This is a genomic window from Streptomyces sp. NPDC096193 (assembly GCF_040302905.1).
Lineage (GTDB): Bacteria > Actinomycetota > Actinomycetes > Streptomycetales > Streptomycetaceae > Streptomyces.
Genome location: NZ_JBEOSJ010000007.1, coordinates 156,296 through 173,230 on the forward strand (window position 1 = coordinate 156,296; position 16,935 = coordinate 173,230).

The window sequence follows — 16,935 nt, forward strand, 5'->3', positions numbered from 1 at the left end:
CTTTCACGATAGTCCTTTGCCGTTCCCGGGGGCCGGACGATCCGCGTTCTTTGCCGCCACGACGGCATCGAACACCTCGCGTTTGGGCAGGCCTGCTTCGACGGCGACCGCCGCAATGGCCTCCTTGCGCCGCTCCCCCGCCTCCTCGCGCACCCGCACCCTGCGCACCAGCTCCTCGGCATCGACATCTCCGGGTCCGGCGGCCGGCGCGCCCTCCACCACGACCGTGATCTCGCCGCGTACGCCCTCGGCCGCCCAGAGCGCCAGTTCCCCCAGGCCGCCGCGCTTGACCTCTTCGTAGGTCTTGGTCAGCTCGCGGCAGACGGCGGCCCGGCGCTCCGCGCCGAAGACCTCCGCCATCGCGGCGAGGGTGTCGTCCAGGCGATGGGGTGCTTCGAAGTAGACGAGCGTGCGCCGCTCGGACTCGACCTCGCGCAGCCGGCCGAGCCTTTCGCCGGCCTTGCGCGGCAGGAAGCCCTCGAAGCAGAAGCGGTCGACCGGCAGTCCCGACAGGGCGAGCGCGGTGAGGACGGCGGACGGGCCGGGGACCGCGGTGACCTTGATGTCCTTCTCGACGGCCGCGGCGACCAGCCGGTAGCCGGGGTCGGAGACCGAGGGCATTCCGGCGTCGGTGACCAGCAGCACCCGGGAACCGCCGACGAGCGCCTCGACGAGTTCCGGCGTACGGGCGCTCTCGTTGCCCTCGAAGTAGGACACGACCCGCCCCGTGGTGTGTACACCGAGGGCCTGGGTGAGGCGGCGGAGCCGCCGGGTGTCCTCGGCGGCGACGATGTCGGCGCCCTCCAGCTCGGCGGCGAGCCGCGGCGGCGCGTCCGCCACGTCGCCGATGGGCGTCCCTGCGAGTACCAGCGTTCCTGTCACACGGGCCATCCTCCCAGGGCCGTGCGCACGACTCGCACAGTGGCGTTCCCTACGATGGCGCGGTGACCAGTACCGCGCCGAAGACCCTTCAGGGCAAGGACGCCGATCAGCAGCCCGCCGGCAGGCAGCAACGGCTGCGCAGATTCGGCTACGCGCCCCGGCCCGTGATCGGGCTGCGCGAACGCCTGGTGCCGCCCTACACCCGCCCCTCCGAACGGCTGTGGCCGGTGTTCGGCATCCCCCCGGCGGTGGTGAACCCCCTGCTGCGCACGGCAGCCTGGGGCGGACCGCTGCTGGTCGCGCTGGTCGCGGGCGTGCTCCGGTTCTGGAACCTGGGCTCGCCGAAGGCGGTGATATTCGACGAGACGTACTACGCCAAGGACGCCTGGGCCCTGATCAACCAGGGGTACGAGGGCAGCTGGCCGAAGGACATCGACAAGTCGATCCTGCGGGACCCCTCGTCCGTCCCGATCCCCACCGACCCCGGCTATGTGGTCCATCCGCCGGTCGGCAAGTGGGTCATCGGCATCGGTGAGCAGCTGTTCGGCTTCACGCCCTTCGGCTGGCGGTTCATGGTGGCGGTGCTCGGCACGCTGTCGGTACTGATGCTCTGCCGCATCGGACGCCGGCTGTTCCGCTCCACGTTCCTCGGCTGTCTGGCGGGAGCGCTGCTCGCCGTCGACGGTCTGCACTTCGTGATGAGCCGTACGGCGCTGCTCGACCTGGTGCTGATGTTCTTCGTGCTCGCGGCCTTCGGGGCGCTGGTCGTCGACCGGGACTGGGCGCGCCGCAGACTCGCGGCCGCGCTGCCCGTGGACGAGGACGGCGTGCTGCGGCCGGACGCCACGATCGCGGAGACCCTGCGGTTCGGCTGGCGGCCGTGGCGGCTGACGGCCGGCCTGATGCTCGGACTGGCCGCCGCCACCAAGTGGAACGGCCTCTACGTGATGGCCGCGTTCGGTCTGCTGACGGTGCTGTGGGACGTGGGCGCCCGCCGCACGGCCGGCGCCGTGCGGCCGTACAAGGCGGTGCTGAAGAAGGACCTGGTGCCCGCGTTCGTCTCGACGGTGCCGGTGGCGATCGTCACGTACATCGCGTCGTGGACCGGCTGGATCGTCACCGACAAGGGCTATTTCCGCGACTGGGCGGGGACGGCGGGCAAGGGCGGCAGCTTCACCTGGCTGCCGGACTGGCTGCGCAGCCTGTGGCACTACGAGACCGAGGTCTACCAGTTCCACGTCAACCTGACGTCGGGGCACACGTACCAGTCCAACCCTTGGAGCTGGATCGTGCTGGGCCGCCCGGTCTCGTACTACTACGAGTCGCCGTCCGCGGGCATCGGCGGCTGCCCGTCGGACGCGGCCGACAAGTGCGCGTCCGAGGTCCTGGCCCTCGGCACCCCGCTGCTGTGGTGGGCTGCCTGCTTCGCGATCGCCTATATCCTGTGGCGCTGGCTGTTCCGCCGGGACTGGCGCGCGGGCGCGATCGCGTGCGGCATCGCGGCCGGGTGGGTGCCGTGGTTCTTCTACCAGGAGCGCACGATCTTCCTGTTCTACGCGGTGGTGTTCGTGCCGTTCCTGTGTCTGGCGGTCGCCATGATGATCGGCGCGATCCTGGGGCCCCCGGGCTCGGACGAACGCCGCCGCGCGATCGGCGCGATCGGCGCGGGCGTGCTGGTGCTGTTGATCATCTGGAACTTCATCTACTTCCACCCGCTGTACACGGGGACGCCGATCCCGGTGGAGGACTGGCGGAACAGGATGTGGCTGGACACCTGGGTGTAGGTGGTTCGCATCCTTCCCCGGCGCGACGGCGTGGGCGCCGCCACGCGGTCGGCGCACCCGGCCGAGAGTGCGTCCTCGCACGTCGCACCGGAGCACCGCCGTCCGCGTTCCGGTCGTCCGGTCGTCCAGGTTCGGGTCGTCCGCGTTCCGGTCATCCGCGTTCCGGTCGTCCGCGCGGTCTTTCCCAAGGACGGAACCAGGAAAAGAACCCCACCGAGCCCTACCCCTCCCGCCCGTCGGCCGCACTCACCCCCAGGGGTGAACCTCACCAACTGGACTGGTCGGGAGCCGGGTTACGTGTTCTAGGCTCACCGCGACACACCGCCGGAGACCGCAGAAATGCGACGGCCCCCGGCCGGGACTCGCAATCCCGATCGAGGGCCTGACCACCGAGGAAGGCCACTTCCTGATGGATACACAGCACCTTAGCGTGCCCTCGCACGCCCCGCCCGGAGTTGCCGACGCACCACCCGGCGTCGTCCGCGCGCGGGCCCGTATCGAGCCACGCGAGCGGCAGCCGTACGGCGTCACGCACGCCAACACCCGCCACACCAGCCGCTTCACGGTCATCGGCAACCACCTCGCGCAGCACTCCGAGCTGTCGCTGCTGGCCATCGGCCTGTCCGTGCACATCCAGTCCCTGCCGACCGGCGCCCGCGTGGACATCAAGACGCTCGCCGCCCGGTTTCCCGAAGGCGCGGACCGCATCTCGGGTGCTCTGCGCGAGCTGGAGGCCCACGGCTATCTGCGGCGCGAACGCGAACGCGTCCCCGGCGGCCGGATCGTCACCCGCACCGTCTCCTGCAACCAGCCGGGGGGCGAGCGGAACCGTCGTCCCGGCAGAGCCGCCGACCGGTGCACGACCGAGCGCTCCGTGCCCGACCGGCCCCTGCCCGACCGGTCCTGTGCGCCGGCGTCGTCCCCCGGCCCCGTCGCGGAGAAGCCGGTGACCCGCCCGGCCCGGCCGGTCGCGAGCGAGCCGCGCCGGTCGCCGCACCGCGCACCAACGGCCCCGCGCGTTCCGCAGCCCGCGTTCCCCGCCGAAACCCTCCTGCGGGCCGCCACCGGCCTTCTGGCGGGGCTGCACCGCGAGGACCCGCGCCTGTTGCTCTCCGCACGGGACGCGGAAGCCCTGGCGCCGGGAGTGGCCGCGTGGCTGGAGCGGGACGTCGGCCCCGCCGCCGTACGGCATGCCCTGACCACCGACCTGCCGCCCGACGGTGTGCGCCGGCCCGCCGGCTTCCTCGCCCACCGGCTCACCGCGCAGCTCCCGCCGCCGCCACCGTTCCGCTCACCCGCCACTCAGGCCCCGCTCCCGCTCCAGAACTGCGACTCCTGCGACCGGGCTTTCCGTGGTGCGGGACCGGGAGACTGCCGTGCCTGCCACACCGCGAAGCCCGGTGCCGGCGGGGCAAATCCGCCGTAACTCCCGCGGTTCCGGGACGATCGTCGCGGTCTCGTAACAGCATCGAAGACGATCACCACCGTCCCGTAGAGTGCACGGGATACATGCCCTTGAACGCGTTCAAGGAAGTGTGCTCCTGGGGAGGGACTGCAAGTCATGCGCAGTGGGGCGAAAGTCGCCGTGATCGGCTGTGTGTTCGCCGTGGTCGCCGGTGGTGTCGGCTATGGCGGCTACAACCTGTACAGCGGGCTGACCGACGACGGTGACGGCGTCGGAACCAGGTCCGCTTCCGGGGAGCGGAAGGCCGGGCCGCCGAGTGCCGAGGAGATCGACGAGACCGCGAAGGACTTCCTCGCGGCGTGGGCCGGCGGTGAGGCGACGAAGGCCGCGCAGCTGACGAACAACGCCGTCGAGGCCGAGCCGCTGCTCGCGGGATACCGGCAGCAGGCCCATGTCTCCAAGGCCGTGATCACCCCCGGCAAGGCGGTCGGCGCGAAGGTGCCGTTCACGGTGAACGCGACGGTGTCGTACGAAGGGCAGAGCAAGCCCTGGACGTACAGCTCCGCGCTCACCGTGGTCCGCGGGCTGAGCACCGGCAAGGCGCTCGTCGACTGGGCGCCGGCCGTCGTGCACCCGCAGCTGACGAAGAACACCTCACTCAGGACCGACCAGGCGTCCGCCCCGCCGATCAAGGCCGTGGACCACAAGGGCCGGGAGCTGACGAAGGAGAAGTACCCCTCGCTGGGCGCCGTGCTGGACGCGTTGCGCAAGAAGTACGGCGAGGCCGCGGGCGGTACCGCAGGCATCGAACTCGTTGTCACCTCCACCGACGAGGCTGTCGCCGACCGGACCCTGCTGACACTGAGCGAGGGCAAGGAGGGCAGGCTGATGACGACGCTGGACGCGGAGGTCCAGGCCGCCGCCGAGCGGGCGGTGAAGAAGTACGGCCAGGCATCGGCCGTCGCCGTCAAGCCCAGTACCGGTGAGATCCGGGCCGTCGCCAACAGCCCGGCCGACGGGTACAACACGGCCATGATGGGCGCCCAGGCCCCCGGTTCCACGATGAAGATCGTGACCGCGGCGATGATGATGGACCAGGGCATCGTCAAGAGTCCGTCCGCGAAGGTGGAGTGCCCGGCGAACGTGCAGTGGATGGGCAGGACGTTCACCAACCTGGACGGGTTCTCCATCCCGAGCGGCACGTTCGAGGAAAGCTTCCGCCGCTCCTGCAACACCGCCTTCATCAAGGCCGTCAAGCCGCTCGACGACCGTGACGTGTCCGGGACGGCACTCGGTGCCACGGCGAGCAAGTACTTCGGCATCGGCCTCGACTGGCAGACCGGCGCCGTCAGCGTCGACGGGAGTGTGCCCGAGTCGACGGGCGCGGAGACCGCCGCCTCGTACATCGGCCAGGGCAGAATCACGATGAACGCCCTCAACATGGCCTCCGTCGCCGCGACCGTGAAGAACGGCGGTTTCCTCCAGCCGATCATCGTGCCGAAAGGCCTCGACGACCGCCCACTGGCCTCCGCGCAGCGGCTGCCCGGCTCCATCGCCGGGGCGCTGCGCCGGATGATGGGCGCGACGGCGCGATACGGCACCGGCCAGGCCGCGATGTCCGTGGTGCAGGGCGACAAGGGCGCCAAGACGGGGTCGGCGGAGGTCGACGGGCAGGGCACGTCGAACAGCTGGTTCACCGGGTACGCCGGGGATCTGGCCGCCGCGGCCGTCGTCCAGTCCGGCGGTCACGGCGGCGACGCGGCGGGCCCGGTGGTCGCACAGGTGCTCAACGCCCGCTAGCGCTACGGGCCGAGAGCGACGGGTCCCGGAAGGTTCGTCGCACGCACGGCCGTCGGCGCTTCCACCATCCGGAATCTGTTCGCGTGCCCCGTACAACCACCGCTAGCGTGCGGCCATGAGCACTCACGAAACGGAAGCCCATCCCCGGTTCGCTGCGGCCCTGCGCGAGCTGGGGCTCGACGTGCCGGTCCGCCGGTTCCCGGACGCCACGCGGACGGCAGCCGAGGCCGCTGCGGCCATCGGCTGCGACGTCAGCGAGATCGTCAAGTCACTGATCTTCCAGGCGGACGGCGAACCGGTGCTGGTGCTGATGGACGGCTCCTCGCGGGTCGACGTCGAGCGGGTGCGCGAGGAGCTCGGCGCCGCGAAGGTCGGTCGGGCCGACGCCGACCTGGTCCGCGAGACCACCGGCTACGCGATCGGGGGCGTACCGCCCTTCGGGCATGTCACCAGGACCCGGGTGCTGGCCGACCGCGGGCTGCTCGCCCACGAGGTGGTGTGGGCGGCGGCCGGGACCCCGCACACCGTCTTTCCGCTCGACCCCAAGTCCCTGATCGCGCACGCGGGCGGCACCCTGGTGGACGTCCGCGAGCGGACGGCGTGACGGTACTGGTCGCCGCGGCGGTCCTCATCGCGGCGGTCACGCACGCCAGTTGGAACGCGATCGCGCACACCGTCCACGATCAGCTCGTCGGCTTCACGCTCATCGGCGGCGGGGCCGCGGTCATCGGGGCGGTCCTGGCCTGTTTCAGCCCGGTGCCGGCCGCCGGGGCGTGGCCGTATCTGGTCGTCTCCGCGCTGCTGCACATCGGCTACCAGGCCCTGCTCATGCGGTCGTTCTCGCTGGGCGACTTCGGCCAGATGTATCCGATCGCGCGGGGCACCGCCCCGCTGGTCGTGACCGTCCTGGCCGCGGTGTTCGTCGGCGAGCGGCTCAGCGGCTGGCAGCTGGCCGGTGTGGTGCTGGCCTCCGCGGGTCTGGTCGGGGTGGCGCTGTGGGGCTTCCGCGGGAAGGGCAGCCAGCCGCACTGGCCCGCCCTGCTGGCCGCGCTGGCGACCGGCCTGTCGATCGCCGCGTACACGGTCGTGGACGGGGTCGGCGTGCGCGCCTCGGGGTCGGCGGTCGGCTACATCGCCTGGCTGATGATCCTGGAAGGGCTGCTCATCCCGGCGTACGCCGTGCATGTGTACCGGGGCGAGCTGGTGGCCCGGATGAAGCCGTACGCGGTGCGCGGCCTGCTCGGCGCGGCGTTGTCGATGACGGCGTACGGGCTGGTGCTGTGGGCGCAGACGCGGGCGCCGCTGGCGCCGGTCGCGGCGCTGCGGGAGTCGTCGATCATCGTCGGCGCGGCGATAGGCGCGGTCTTCTTCAAGGAGCGGTTCGGCGCCCCGCGCATCGCGGCGGCGGGGCTGATGGTCGTCGGCATCGGTCTGATGCTGCGGGCGGGCTGAACAGCCGTCGTCGTGGGAGGCCGCTGTCGCCGCCGGACGTGGTCGAGGCGGGCGTTGCCGTCGGCGGAGGCGGGCGTTGCGGTCGGCGGACGTTGTCAGAGGCGGGCGTTACGGTCGGCCTCATGACAGCCAGAATCGATCTCACCCTCGACTGCACGGACGCGCAACGGCTGGCGGAGTTCTGGAAGTCGGCGCTCGGATACATCGATGAGCCTCCGCCTCCGCCGTTCGCCACCCGGGAGGAGTGGCTCGCGCAGTTCGACCTCCCGGAGGACGACGAGGACGACGGTGCGTGGCTCTGCGATCCGCAGGGTGCGGGCCCCCGGCTGTCGATTCTCGAGGTGCCCGAGCCGAAGACCGCGAAGAACCGGCTGCACATCGACATCCGGGTACCGGGGCACGGCAGCGACGAGGAGCGGTGGGGCAGGATCCGGGCGGAGGCGGACCGGCTGGTCGCGGCGGGTGCCTCCGTCCAGCACGAGGTCGGCGGCCACCACATCGTCATGGCCGACCCGGAAGGCAATGAGTTCTGCGTCGCCGCCGGCCCGGCGGACCCGGCCTGACGGCCGCGCGCCGGCAGGTCCGGCCTGACGCGCCCGGCATGGGAGGTGTGCCCGACGGGCCCGCGGGCCCTGCCTTCTGGCGCACCAGCGTCGGCGAGTCCAGCATCCCGACCGCGAGGATTCGTCCGTCCCGGCTCCACGTCCGGACCACCGCGGCCGTCTCGGTCGTTCCCACCCGGTAATTCCAGCCGATGTCCCCCGAATGCAACTGCATCGGCGCTCCGTCGTCCTGCCATTCCCGCAGCGCGGCCATGGCCTCGCGCACCCCGTCGACCGCCGGCGTTCCCAGCACCATCGTCATAGCCCGGATCAGACACCCCATCCTGAAGGCCCGCAATCGATTAACCGGCCCAGTAGTGCTCCCGCGGCTGCCCGACCGCGGCCTTCGCTCCGCGCAGTAGTCCTGCCGGCGAGACACCGCCGTGGATCCGACGTCCGGCTCAGCTCGTCGGGCGGCGTTCCGGTCCGGCATCACGGGATCGGTCAGCTGATCCCGACAGCAGACAGCCACTCGCGACCCGTACGAGTGCCGCGAAACCTTGCCCCGCCGGCACCCTGACCGGCAACGTCAAGACGGCCACACCTCAGTCCCGTTGCGCCCATGTCACCCGGTGCGGGGCGATCACCTCTTCGAACCCCGTGTTCACCGCGAGCAGGCCGCCGTCCACCCGCAGGACGGTCCCCGTGATCCAGGCCGCGTCCCGCGAGGCCAGGAAGGCGACGGCCGCCGCGATGTCCTCCGGCTCACCGACCCGGCCGAGGGGGTAGACCCGGCCGAGTGCCGCGAGGCTCTCCTCGCGGCCCGCCCAGGACGGCGTACGGACGGTCCCCGGGTTGACCTGGTTCACGCGGACGCCGCGGGGGGCCGCGTCGCCCGCCAGCGTACGGGTGAGGGAGGCGAGGCCTGCCTTGGCCGCGCTGTAGGCGTGGTTGCCGAAGTCCTGTTCGGCGTTGACGGAGCCGATGTTGACGATCGCGCCGGCACCGGAGGCCTCCAGGTGCGGCAGGGCGGCGCGGGCGCAGCGGAAGGCTCCGGTGAGCGAGATGTCGAGGTCCCGTTCCCAGGTGTCGTCGGGCTGGTCCTCCAGCCTCGGGGTGTCGGGGGTGCAGGAGTAGGCGTTGTTGACCAGGACGTGCAGGGCGCCGAACCGTTCGACGGCGTACGCCACGGCCGCCTCGACCCGGGCGCGGTCGGCGACGTCACAGCCGAGGGAGTCGGCTCCGGGGATGTCTTCGGCGGTCCGTGCCGCCGCCTCCGCGTCCAGGTCGGTGACCAGGACGCGGGCGCCTTCGGAGGCCAGCCGTCGTGCGATCGCCTCCCCGATCCCGCGCGCCGCGCCGGTGATCAGTGCGCCCTGTCCCTCGAACCGCCTCGGTCCGCCGCTGCCGCTTCCGCTGCTCATAGCGCCGAACGTACCGCCCGGACCAGCGCCTGGGCACGGGGGTCCGCGGTGACGCCCTTGCGCGTCCCGTTGGTCACATAGCCGAGCGCGATGCCCGACTCGGGGTCGGCGAAGCCGAGGGAGCCGCCGCGGCCGGGGTGGCCGAACGAGCCGGGGCCGAGCATCGGAGCGGCCGGGCCGTGCAGCATGAAGCCGAGGCCGTAGCGGGTGTTGACGATCAGGACGCGGTCGGGGCCGGCCGACTCCTCGGTGCGGGCGAGGGTGAGAGTGGCCGGGGCGAACAGGCGCGGGCCGCCGTCGACCGTGCCGATGGTGGAGGCGTAGAAGCGGGCGAGGGCACGGGCGGTGGAGATGCCGCCGGAGGCGGGGAGTTCGGCGGCGCGGTAGGCGCGGTCGTTCTCGTCGGGCAGTGGGTCGATGGCTCCGAACGCGCGGCGGGTGAGGGAGTCGGGGTTGCGGTAGGCCTCCACGACGGCCGGCTTGGGCCGCAGTTTGAGTCCGCCGCCGTCGGCCGTCTCCGGCTCGGGCACCGGCCCGATGCGGCCCACGCGGTGGGCTTCGTCCTGGGGCAGTCCGATCCAGAAGTCGAGGCCGAGCGGGCGGGCGATCTCCTCGGCAACCCAGCGGCCGATGGTCCGGCCGGTGACCCGGCGGACGAGTTCGCCGATCAGCCAGCTGTAGGTCTGCGCGTGGTAGCCGTGGGCGGTTCCCGGGTCCCAGGCGGGGTGCTGCGCGGCCAGAGCGGCCGGCCCGCTGACACCGTCGCAGGCCTCCGCCGGGGTCAGCGGACGGTCGAGCACGGGCACGCCGGCACGGTGGGAGAGCAACTGCCGTACGACGACGCGGTCCTTGCCTGCCGCCTTGAACTCGGGCCAGTACGTGCCGACGGGGGCGTCCAGGTCGATCTGGCCGCGCTGGTGGAGCAGGAGGACGACGGCCGCCGCGACCCCCTTGGTGGCGGAGCGGACGATCTGCGCGGTGTCCACGGCCCACGGTTCGGGGCCGTCCACATCGCGTGTGCCGGCCCAGAGGTCGACGACCTTCTTGCCGTCCCGGTAGACGGCGACGGCCGCGCCCCGGTCACCGCGCTGTTCGAAGTTGCGTTGGAAGGCGTCCTGGACCGGCTCGAAGCCTGCCGACACCGTGCCCCGGACGTCCACTGCTGCTGATCTCCCGCTCCCGCTCATCCCTCCATGGTGCATCGGACGCGATCGCTCGTGACTCGCGGGTCAGCTCAGGAGGGTCGGGACGTCGATGGTGTCGTGGGTGGCGTCGCAGTACGGGCACGCCGGGCACGAGCGCGTCGGGGTTTCCTCGGTCACGCGCCCGTGGTCACGGACTTCGGGTCGAAGCCGAAGGGCAGTTCGAGGCGGTGCTTGCGCATCAGGGCGTCGTCGCCCAGGAGATCCTGCGTACGCCCGTCGGCGGCGATGACGCCCTCGCTGAGGATCACCGCCCGGGGGCAGAGCTCCAGGGCGTACGGCAGATCGTGCGTGACCATCAGCACGGTGACGTCCAACGACCGCAGGATGTCGGCGAGTTCTCGCCGCGAGGCCGGGTCGAGGTTGGACGACGGTTCGTCCAGCACCAGGATCTCCGGCTCCATCGCGAGCACGGTGGCGACCGCGACCCGGCGGCGCTGGCCGAAGGAGAGATGGTGCGGGGGCCGGTCGGCGAACTCCGCCATGCCCACCTGGGTCAGCGCCGCCACGACGCGCGTTTCGAGCTCCGGGCCGCGCAGGCCCGAGGCGGCGGGCCCGAACGCCACGTCCTCGCGGACGGTGGGCATGAACAGCTGGTCGTCCGGGTCCTGGAAGACGATGCCGACGCGGCGGCGGATCTCCGCGAGATGCCGCTTGGCGACCGGGAGTCCGGCGACGGCCACGGTCCCCACGCCGCCGGCCAGGATGCCGTTGAGACGGAGGACCAGGGTGGTCTTGCCCGCGCCGTTGGGGCCGAGGAGCGCGACCCGCTCACCGCGCCCGACGGTCAGATCGACGCCGAAGAGCGCCTGGTGCCCGTCCGGATAGGCGTAGGCGAGGCCCTTCACTTCGAGGGACGGCGGCGTCGGGTCGGCCGGAGCGTTCGTCACCGGGTCGGTCGGGTCGGGCACGTCGGTCGGCTCGGTCGTCATAGCGTCCATCCCAGCAGACACACCGCGAGCGCGGTGACCGGGAGGGCAGCCGCGTACGACCACTGGGCCCGGGACGCGGTGACCTCGTCGATCACGGGCATCGTCCCGGTGTATCCCCGGCTCACCATCGCCAGGTGCACCCGCTCGCCGCGCTCGTAGGAGCGGATGAACAGCGCGCCCGCGGATGCGGCGAGCACGCCCCAGTGCCGCACCCCCTTCGCCTCGAAGCCGCGCGAACGGCGGGCGATCGACATCCGGCGCATCTCGTCCGCGATGACATCGCCGTAGCGGATCATGAAGGAGGCGATCTGGACCAGCAGGGGCGGCAGCCTGAGTCGCTGGAGTCCCAGCAGCAGCGAGCGCAGCTCGGTCGTCGAGGCGAGGATCACGGACGCGGCGACGCCGAGCGTGCCCTTGACGAGGATGTTCCATGCGCCCCACAGCCCCGGGACGCTCACCGAGAGGCCGAGGACGGAGACCTGCTCGCCGGGCACGACGAAGGGCATCAGCAGGGCGAAGGCGACGAACGGGATCTCGACGAGCAGCCGGCGCAGCAGATACCCGGCGGGCACCCGGGCCACGGCCGCGACCGCGGCCAGCAGCACCGCGTACAGCCCGAAGGCCCACACCGCCTCGCGCGGTGTGGAGACCACGACCAGCACGAAGCAGAAGACGGCGACGAGCTTGCAGTGCGCCGGGAGCTCGTGCACGGGCGAGTGCCCGTGCCGGTAGAGCTTGTGGCTGTGGCCGGCGCCCATGTCAGACGGAGCCGGGGACGCGGGTGGCCTCGGACTCGGCGGCCCGGCGGCGGCGCACGACGAGGTAGAAGATGCCGCTGCCCACCACGACGGTCGAGCCGACGCCGATGACGCCCGCGAGACCGCCGGAGATCCGGGCGTTGGAGACGTCCGCGACCGCGTAGTCGGCGAGCGGGGAGTCGGCGGCGGTGTGCTCCTCGACCTTCTGGTCGATGCCCTTGTCGGCGGCGACCTTCTCCAGGCCGTCGGGGCTGGCGGAGGCGTAGAAGGACCCGAAGCCGGCGAGGACGACGGCGGTGGCGAGACCGGCCAGCCAGACCCTGCGCGGCGACCGCGCGGCGACCGGCTCGGGGGCGGCGGGCTCGGCGTCGACCAGTTCGCCGCCGACGCGGAGCTTGAGCGGGGTGCTCAGGCCGCGGGCGCCGTGGACCAGGTCGGGGCGGACGGCGATGACGGCGCCGACGGTGAGCATGGTGATCACGGCCTCGCCGATGCCGATGAGGACATGGACGCCGACCATCGCGGTGAGGACCTTGCCGATGGGTACGTCGGTGGTGCCGCCGATCGCATAGATCAGGGTGAAGGCCGCGGCGGCGGCCGGCACGGAGATCAGCGCGGCGACGAAGGAGGCGGCGGTGACCGAGCGGCGCGTGCGCGGCAGGACCGCCAGCAGTCCGCGGAACAGCCCGTAGGCGACGAGGACCGTGACCACGCCCATGACGGTGATGTTCACGCCGAGCGCGGTGAGGCCGCCGTCCGCGAAGAGCACGCCCTGCATCAGCAGAACGACGGCTACGCAGAGGACACCGGTCCAGGGACCGACGAGTATCGCGGCGAGCGCGCCCCCCAGCAGATGTCCGCTGGTGCCGGCCGCGACGGGAAAGTTGAGCATCTGTACGGCAAATATGAAGGCGGCGACGAGGCCCGCCAGCGGTGCGGTGCGCTCGGCGCCGCTCATTGCGAGGGAGGATCCGCCCAGCTCACGGCGGGCGCCGCGGAGGCTGACGGCGACCGCGCCTGCGGCGGCGACACCGGCGGCCACCGACACCGGGGCGTTGATGAATCCGTCGGGGACATGCATAGCGGGCTCCGCTCCGGACAGGTGAATAACTGTTCAATGATAGTGCCCTGTTGCGAACGACTTGCAAGAGCGGACGGGTCACAACTGGTGATCGAGTCCCTCGCCCGAGAAATATGGGACATTGGAGGGCATAGCAGACAAAGTGTGAGGAGCGGCACATGTCCACCGTCGTCGAAGAACACGCATGGGCACGCATCGTCACCGACGCTCCTCAGTACAGGCCGGTCCGCGTGGCCCTCTGGTACGAACCGGCCGACGCGCCGCAGTCCGTCCGCTTCACCTTCCCCGACGGACGGGAGTGGACCTTCCCCCGCGAGCTGCTGGAGAAGGGGCTGCGCGTCCCCGTGCGTCGCGGCGATGTCGAGGTCTGGCCGTGCGGCCGGGTCCAGACGGTCGTGGAGTTCCATACCTCGGACGGCGTAGCGGTGGTGCAGTTCGACTCCAAGGCGCTGATGCGCTTCCTGCGGCACACGTACGCGGTGGCCGCACCCGCCCCCCAGGGGTGACGAGCACGACCACCGTGTCCCCGGCGACGGCCCCCGTCCCCACGGGTCCGTCGCGCAACCGGGGGGCCCACGGCCGCTCGCCTGCGGAGCCCCGGGCTCGTGCCGGAGTCAGACGCGCACCAGGTTGCGCTCCTCGTCCGGGTCTTCGGGACTGACGCCGTCGTCCTTCGAGGTCAGCTGCTTGTGAAGCTTCTCGCCCTCGACGTCGACGTTCGGCAGCAGCCGGTCCAGCCAGCGCGGCAGCCACCAGGCCTTGTGCCCGAGCAGGGCGAGGACCGCGGGCACGACGGCCATCCGGACCACGAAGGCGTCGAAGAACACCGCGATCGCGAGACCGAAGCCGATCATCTTGATCATCTGCTCGCTGGAGCCGATGAATCCGGAGAAGACGGCGATCATGATGACCGCGGCGGCGCTGACGACGCGGGCACCGTGCTGGAAGCCGGTGACGATCGCCGCACCGGGCCGCTCCCCGTGCACGTACGCCTCCCGCATGCGGGTGACCAGGAAGACCTCGTAGTCCATCGCCAGGCCGAAGACGACACCGACCATGAAGATCGGCATCATCGACATGATCGGGCCGGTCTGTTCGACGCCGAACAGCGATCCCAGCCAGCCCCACTGGAAGACGGCGACGACCGCGCCCAGTGCCGCGACGACGGAGAGCAGGAAGCCGAGGGCCGCCTTCAGCGGTACGAGCAGCGACCTGAAGACCACCATCAGCAGCAGGAACGCGAGTCCCACGACGAGGGCGAGATAGGGCAGCAGGGCGTCGTTCATCCGCTGCGAGAAGTCGATGTTCATCGCGGTGGCACCGCTGACGAGCACGTCGTCGCCGCTGGAGTCGCGAATGGAGTGGACCAGGTCCTCGGTGGCGACCGAGGACGGCCGGTCCTTCGGGATGACCGTGATCATCGCGGTGTCGCCGGCCTTGTTGAGCGTCGCGGGGGTGACCGCGGCGGCGCCCTCCAGGCCCTTGATCGTCTCGACCGTGCGGTCGGCGGCGTTCTTGTCGCCGTCGACGACCACCAGCAGCGGCCCGTTGAAGCCGGGGCCGAAGCCGTCGGACAGCATGTCGTAGGCCTTGCGCTGCGTGGTGCTGACCGGCTGGGAGCCGTCGTCGGGCAGTCCCATCTCCAGCGACGCCGCCGGGATGGCGATGGCGCCGAGGCCCACCACGCCGGCGAGCAGCACCATGACCGGCCGGCGCAGCACGAAGCGGGACCAGCGGGTGCCCATGTTGGGCTTGTCGGTGGCCGGCTTGCCCTTGCGGGCCTTGCGGCCGAGCACCCGCTTGCCGGCGAAGCCGAGCAGGGCGGGGATGAGGGTGAGCGCGATGAGAACCGCGATCACGACCGTGCCCGCCGCGGCGAAGCCCATCTTGCTGAGCATCGGGATGTTGACGACGGCGAGGCCGACGAGGGCGATGACCACGGTCAGGCCCGCGAAGACGACAGCGGATCCCGCGGTGCCGACGGCCCGGCCGGCCGCGTCCTCCTGCTCACGCCCCTCGGCGAGTTCGGCCCGGTAGCGGGAGACGATGAAGAGGGCGTAGTCGATGCCGACCGCGAGGCCGATCATCATCGCCAGCGTGGAGGTGGTGGAGCCGAGGTCGAGCACATTGGCCAGCGCCGTGATCGTGGAGATGCCGATGCCGACACCGATGATCGCGGTGAGCAGCGGCAGTCCGGCGGCGACCAGCGAGCCGAAGGTGATGACCAGGACGACCGCGGCGACCGCGACACCGATGATCTCGCCCGCGCCGGTCTCCGGGACGGTCTGCAGCGCGTCGCCGCCGATCTCCACGGTCAGTCCGGTGCCCTGCGCCTGGTGGCCGGTCTTCTCCAGTGCCTCGCGGGTCTCGTCGGTCAGCTCCATGCCGTTGACCTTGTAGGTCACCGAGACGTAGGCCGTCGAACCGTCCTTGGAGACCGCGTTCGCGGTGTAGGGGTCGGTGACGGAGGCGATCTGGTCGGAGCCGGCCTTGAGGTCGGCGACCGCCTTGTTCACCTCGGCCTTGTTGTCCGCCTGCGTCATCTTCTCGCCGCTCGGGGCCTTGAAGACGACACGTGCGGTCGCACCGTCGGGGCTGGCCCCGGGGAACCGCTCTTCCAGCAGGTCGAAGGCCTTCTGCGCCTCGGTGCCGGGTATCGAGAAGGACGACGAGGTGGCGGTGGACGCGGAGCCCGCGCCGACTCCGGCGAGCGCGAGGAGAGCGACCCACAGCAGCAGGACGAGTTTGCGGCGCCGGAAGGCGGACCGCCCGAGTTTGTAGAGGAACGTGGCCACGAGGGCGTACTCCCGTGTGTGAGGTGAACAGGGCATGGGGAGCCGGCCCGACGACGAGAGCGGCGCGCGTCAGGTGGTGCGGGTCGTGCTGCGGGGAGAGGTGACGTGGGGAACGTCAGTCGCCGTGGGGCGGCGACGAGGCATCAGACTCCGAGGGCCGGCAGGACCACGGCGTCGATGTAGTGGGTGAGAAAGGCCCGGTCGGGGATCCGGTCCTCGATCATCTGCCGGGCGACGAACGCGCCGACCAGCATGTGCGGCACGTAGTCCAGCGCGGGGTTGTCCGCACTGACCTCCCCGCGCTCCACCGCCCGCCGCAGCAGCGTGTCCAGCCCGGTGATCTCGGGCTCGATCAGCAGCTCCCGCAGGGCCTCATGGAGGTAGGGGTTGCCGTGGATGGCCTGGGCGAGACCCCGCATCAGCGCGGAGTCCCTCTCCATCTGGCAGTCGTCGGTCTGATCCAGCATCGCGTGGAAGTCACCACGCAGGCTGCCGGTGTCGATGTCACCGACATTCACCGGCTTGCTGTGCCGCAGCGCGGTGGCCACCAGTTCGGGCTTGCCGCGCCACTGACGGTAGAGGGTCGCTTTGCTCGATCGGGTCCGGGTGGCCACGGCGTCCATGGTCAGGGCGTCGTATCCGACTTCGCGCAGCAGGTCCAGTACGGCCTCGTACAGCTCTGCCTCGCGCTCGGGGGTGAGCCGAGTACGTGTGGTCATGATCGGCCTCCCATCCATCCGAACGAAACGGTTTCGTACACATCGAAGGTACCCCACCCCTCAGCGAAACGACAACGTTTCGCTTGTGTCGTGGATCACGGACCGGATCCGGCCACAGCGGATCCGGCCGATTCACCCGGCCCCACGAGTTGCCGCGCC

At 71.4% G+C, this 16,935-nt stretch carries 15 protein-coding genes and 1 pseudogene; 7 read left to right on the forward strand and 9 right to left on the reverse strand.

Annotated elements, in window-relative coordinates; translation table 11 throughout:
- Positions 1-3: 3 nt before the first annotated feature.
- Positions 4-891, reverse strand: coding sequence for a 16S rRNA (cytidine(1402)-2'-O)-methyltransferase (gene rsmI / locus ABTX78_RS13610; RefSeq protein ID WP_352206961.1), 888 nt, complete (start codon positions 889-891; stop codon positions 4-6).
- 53 nt (positions 892-944) lie between these two features.
- Here rsmI and ABTX78_RS13615 point away from each other — a divergent pair, with 53 nt between their 5' ends.
- The 6 genes from ABTX78_RS13615 (at position 945) to ABTX78_RS13640 (ending at position 7,886) form a co-directional block, all read left to right on the forward strand.
- On the forward strand, positions 945-2,666 hold the full coding sequence (locus ABTX78_RS13615; protein ID WP_352206962.1) for a dolichyl-phosphate-mannose--protein mannosyltransferase: 1,722 nt from the start codon (positions 945-947) through the stop codon (positions 2,664-2,666).
- Positions 2,667-3,075: 409 nt separating this feature from the next.
- Positions 3,076-4,092 carry a helix-turn-helix domain-containing protein gene (locus tag ABTX78_RS13620; protein WP_352206963.1) on the forward strand — a complete coding sequence of 339 codons (1,017 nt, stop codon included), beginning with the start codon at positions 3,076-3,078 and terminating at the stop codon, positions 4,090-4,092.
- A 135-nt stretch (positions 4,093-4,227) separates the two neighbouring features.
- Complete coding sequence (locus tag ABTX78_RS13625) at positions 4,228-5,871, forward strand: penicillin-binding transpeptidase domain-containing protein (RefSeq protein WP_352206964.1); 1,644 nt, start codon at positions 4,228-4,230, stop codon at positions 5,869-5,871.
- A 115-nt stretch (positions 5,872-5,986) separates the two neighbouring features.
- Positions 5,987-6,475: a YbaK/EbsC family protein gene (locus tag ABTX78_RS13630; RefSeq protein ID WP_352206965.1), complete on the forward strand. Its 489-nt coding sequence runs from the start codon at positions 5,987-5,989 to the stop codon at positions 6,473-6,475.
- On the forward strand, positions 6,472-7,323 hold the full coding sequence (locus tag ABTX78_RS13635) for an EamA family transporter (protein WP_352206966.1): 852 nt from the start codon (positions 6,472-6,474) through the stop codon (positions 7,321-7,323). The genes ABTX78_RS13630 and ABTX78_RS13635 overlap by 4 nt, the downstream gene beginning before the upstream one ends.
- A 122-nt stretch (positions 7,324-7,445) precedes the next feature.
- Positions 7,446-7,886 carry a VOC family protein gene (locus tag ABTX78_RS13640; protein WP_352206967.1) on the forward strand — a complete coding sequence of 147 codons (441 nt, stop codon included), beginning with the start codon at positions 7,446-7,448 and terminating at the stop codon, positions 7,884-7,886.
- 64 nt (positions 7,887-7,950) lie between these two features.
- Here ABTX78_RS13640 and ABTX78_RS13645 read toward each other — a convergent pair.
- The 6 genes and pseudogenes from ABTX78_RS13645 to ABTX78_RS13670 all read right to left on the reverse strand — a co-directional run.
- A pseudogene (locus ABTX78_RS13645) lies at positions 7,951-8,187 on the reverse strand (GNAT family N-acetyltransferase); the annotation flags it as partial.
- 283 nt (positions 8,188-8,470) lie between these two features.
- Entirely contained in the window at positions 8,471-9,289 is an 819-nt protein-coding gene (locus ABTX78_RS13650; RefSeq protein ID WP_352206968.1) for an SDR family NAD(P)-dependent oxidoreductase, read from the reverse strand.
- Positions 9,286-10,449: a serine hydrolase domain-containing protein gene (locus ABTX78_RS13655; protein WP_352207068.1), complete on the reverse strand. Its 1,164-nt coding sequence runs from the start codon at positions 10,447-10,449 to the stop codon at positions 9,286-9,288. The genes ABTX78_RS13650 and ABTX78_RS13655 overlap by 4 nt, the downstream gene beginning before the upstream one ends.
- A 158-nt stretch (positions 10,450-10,607) precedes the next feature.
- Positions 10,608-11,423 carry an energy-coupling factor ABC transporter ATP-binding protein gene (locus ABTX78_RS13660; RefSeq protein WP_352206969.1) on the reverse strand — a complete coding sequence of 272 codons (816 nt, stop codon included), beginning with the start codon at positions 11,421-11,423 and terminating at the stop codon, positions 10,608-10,610.
- Positions 11,420-12,181, reverse strand: coding sequence for a cobalt ECF transporter T component CbiQ (cbiQ, locus tag ABTX78_RS13665; RefSeq protein ID WP_352206970.1), 762 nt, complete (start codon positions 12,179-12,181; stop codon positions 11,420-11,422). The genes ABTX78_RS13660 and cbiQ overlap by 4 nt, the downstream gene beginning before the upstream one ends.
- Position 12,182: 1 nt before the next feature.
- The gene (locus ABTX78_RS13670; protein ID WP_352206971.1) at positions 12,183-13,262 is read right to left on the reverse strand and encodes an energy-coupling factor ABC transporter permease; all 1,080 of its coding nucleotides are present in this window, start codon (positions 13,260-13,262) and stop codon (positions 12,183-12,185) included.
- Positions 13,263-13,420: 158 nt separating this feature from the next.
- On the opposite strand from ABTX78_RS13670, the gene ABTX78_RS13675 reads away from it, so the two are divergent.
- Positions 13,421-13,768, forward strand: a complete 348-nt coding sequence (locus ABTX78_RS13675) for an SsgA family sporulation/cell division regulator (protein WP_352206972.1) — start codon at positions 13,421-13,423, stop codon at positions 13,766-13,768.
- A 108-nt stretch (positions 13,769-13,876) separates the two neighbouring features.
- On the opposite strand, the gene ABTX78_RS13680 is transcribed toward ABTX78_RS13675, so the two are convergent.
- Positions 13,877-16,057 (reverse strand): MMPL family transporter, encoded by a 2,181-nt coding sequence (locus ABTX78_RS13680; RefSeq protein WP_352206973.1) that lies wholly within the window; start codon positions 16,055-16,057, stop codon positions 13,877-13,879.
- Between the two features lie 143 nt (positions 16,058-16,200).
- A complete protein-coding gene (locus ABTX78_RS13685; RefSeq protein WP_352206974.1) occupies positions 16,201-16,776 on the reverse strand; it encodes a TetR/AcrR family transcriptional regulator in 576 nt (191 codons plus the stop codon).
- Positions 16,777-16,935 lie beyond the last annotated feature (159 nt).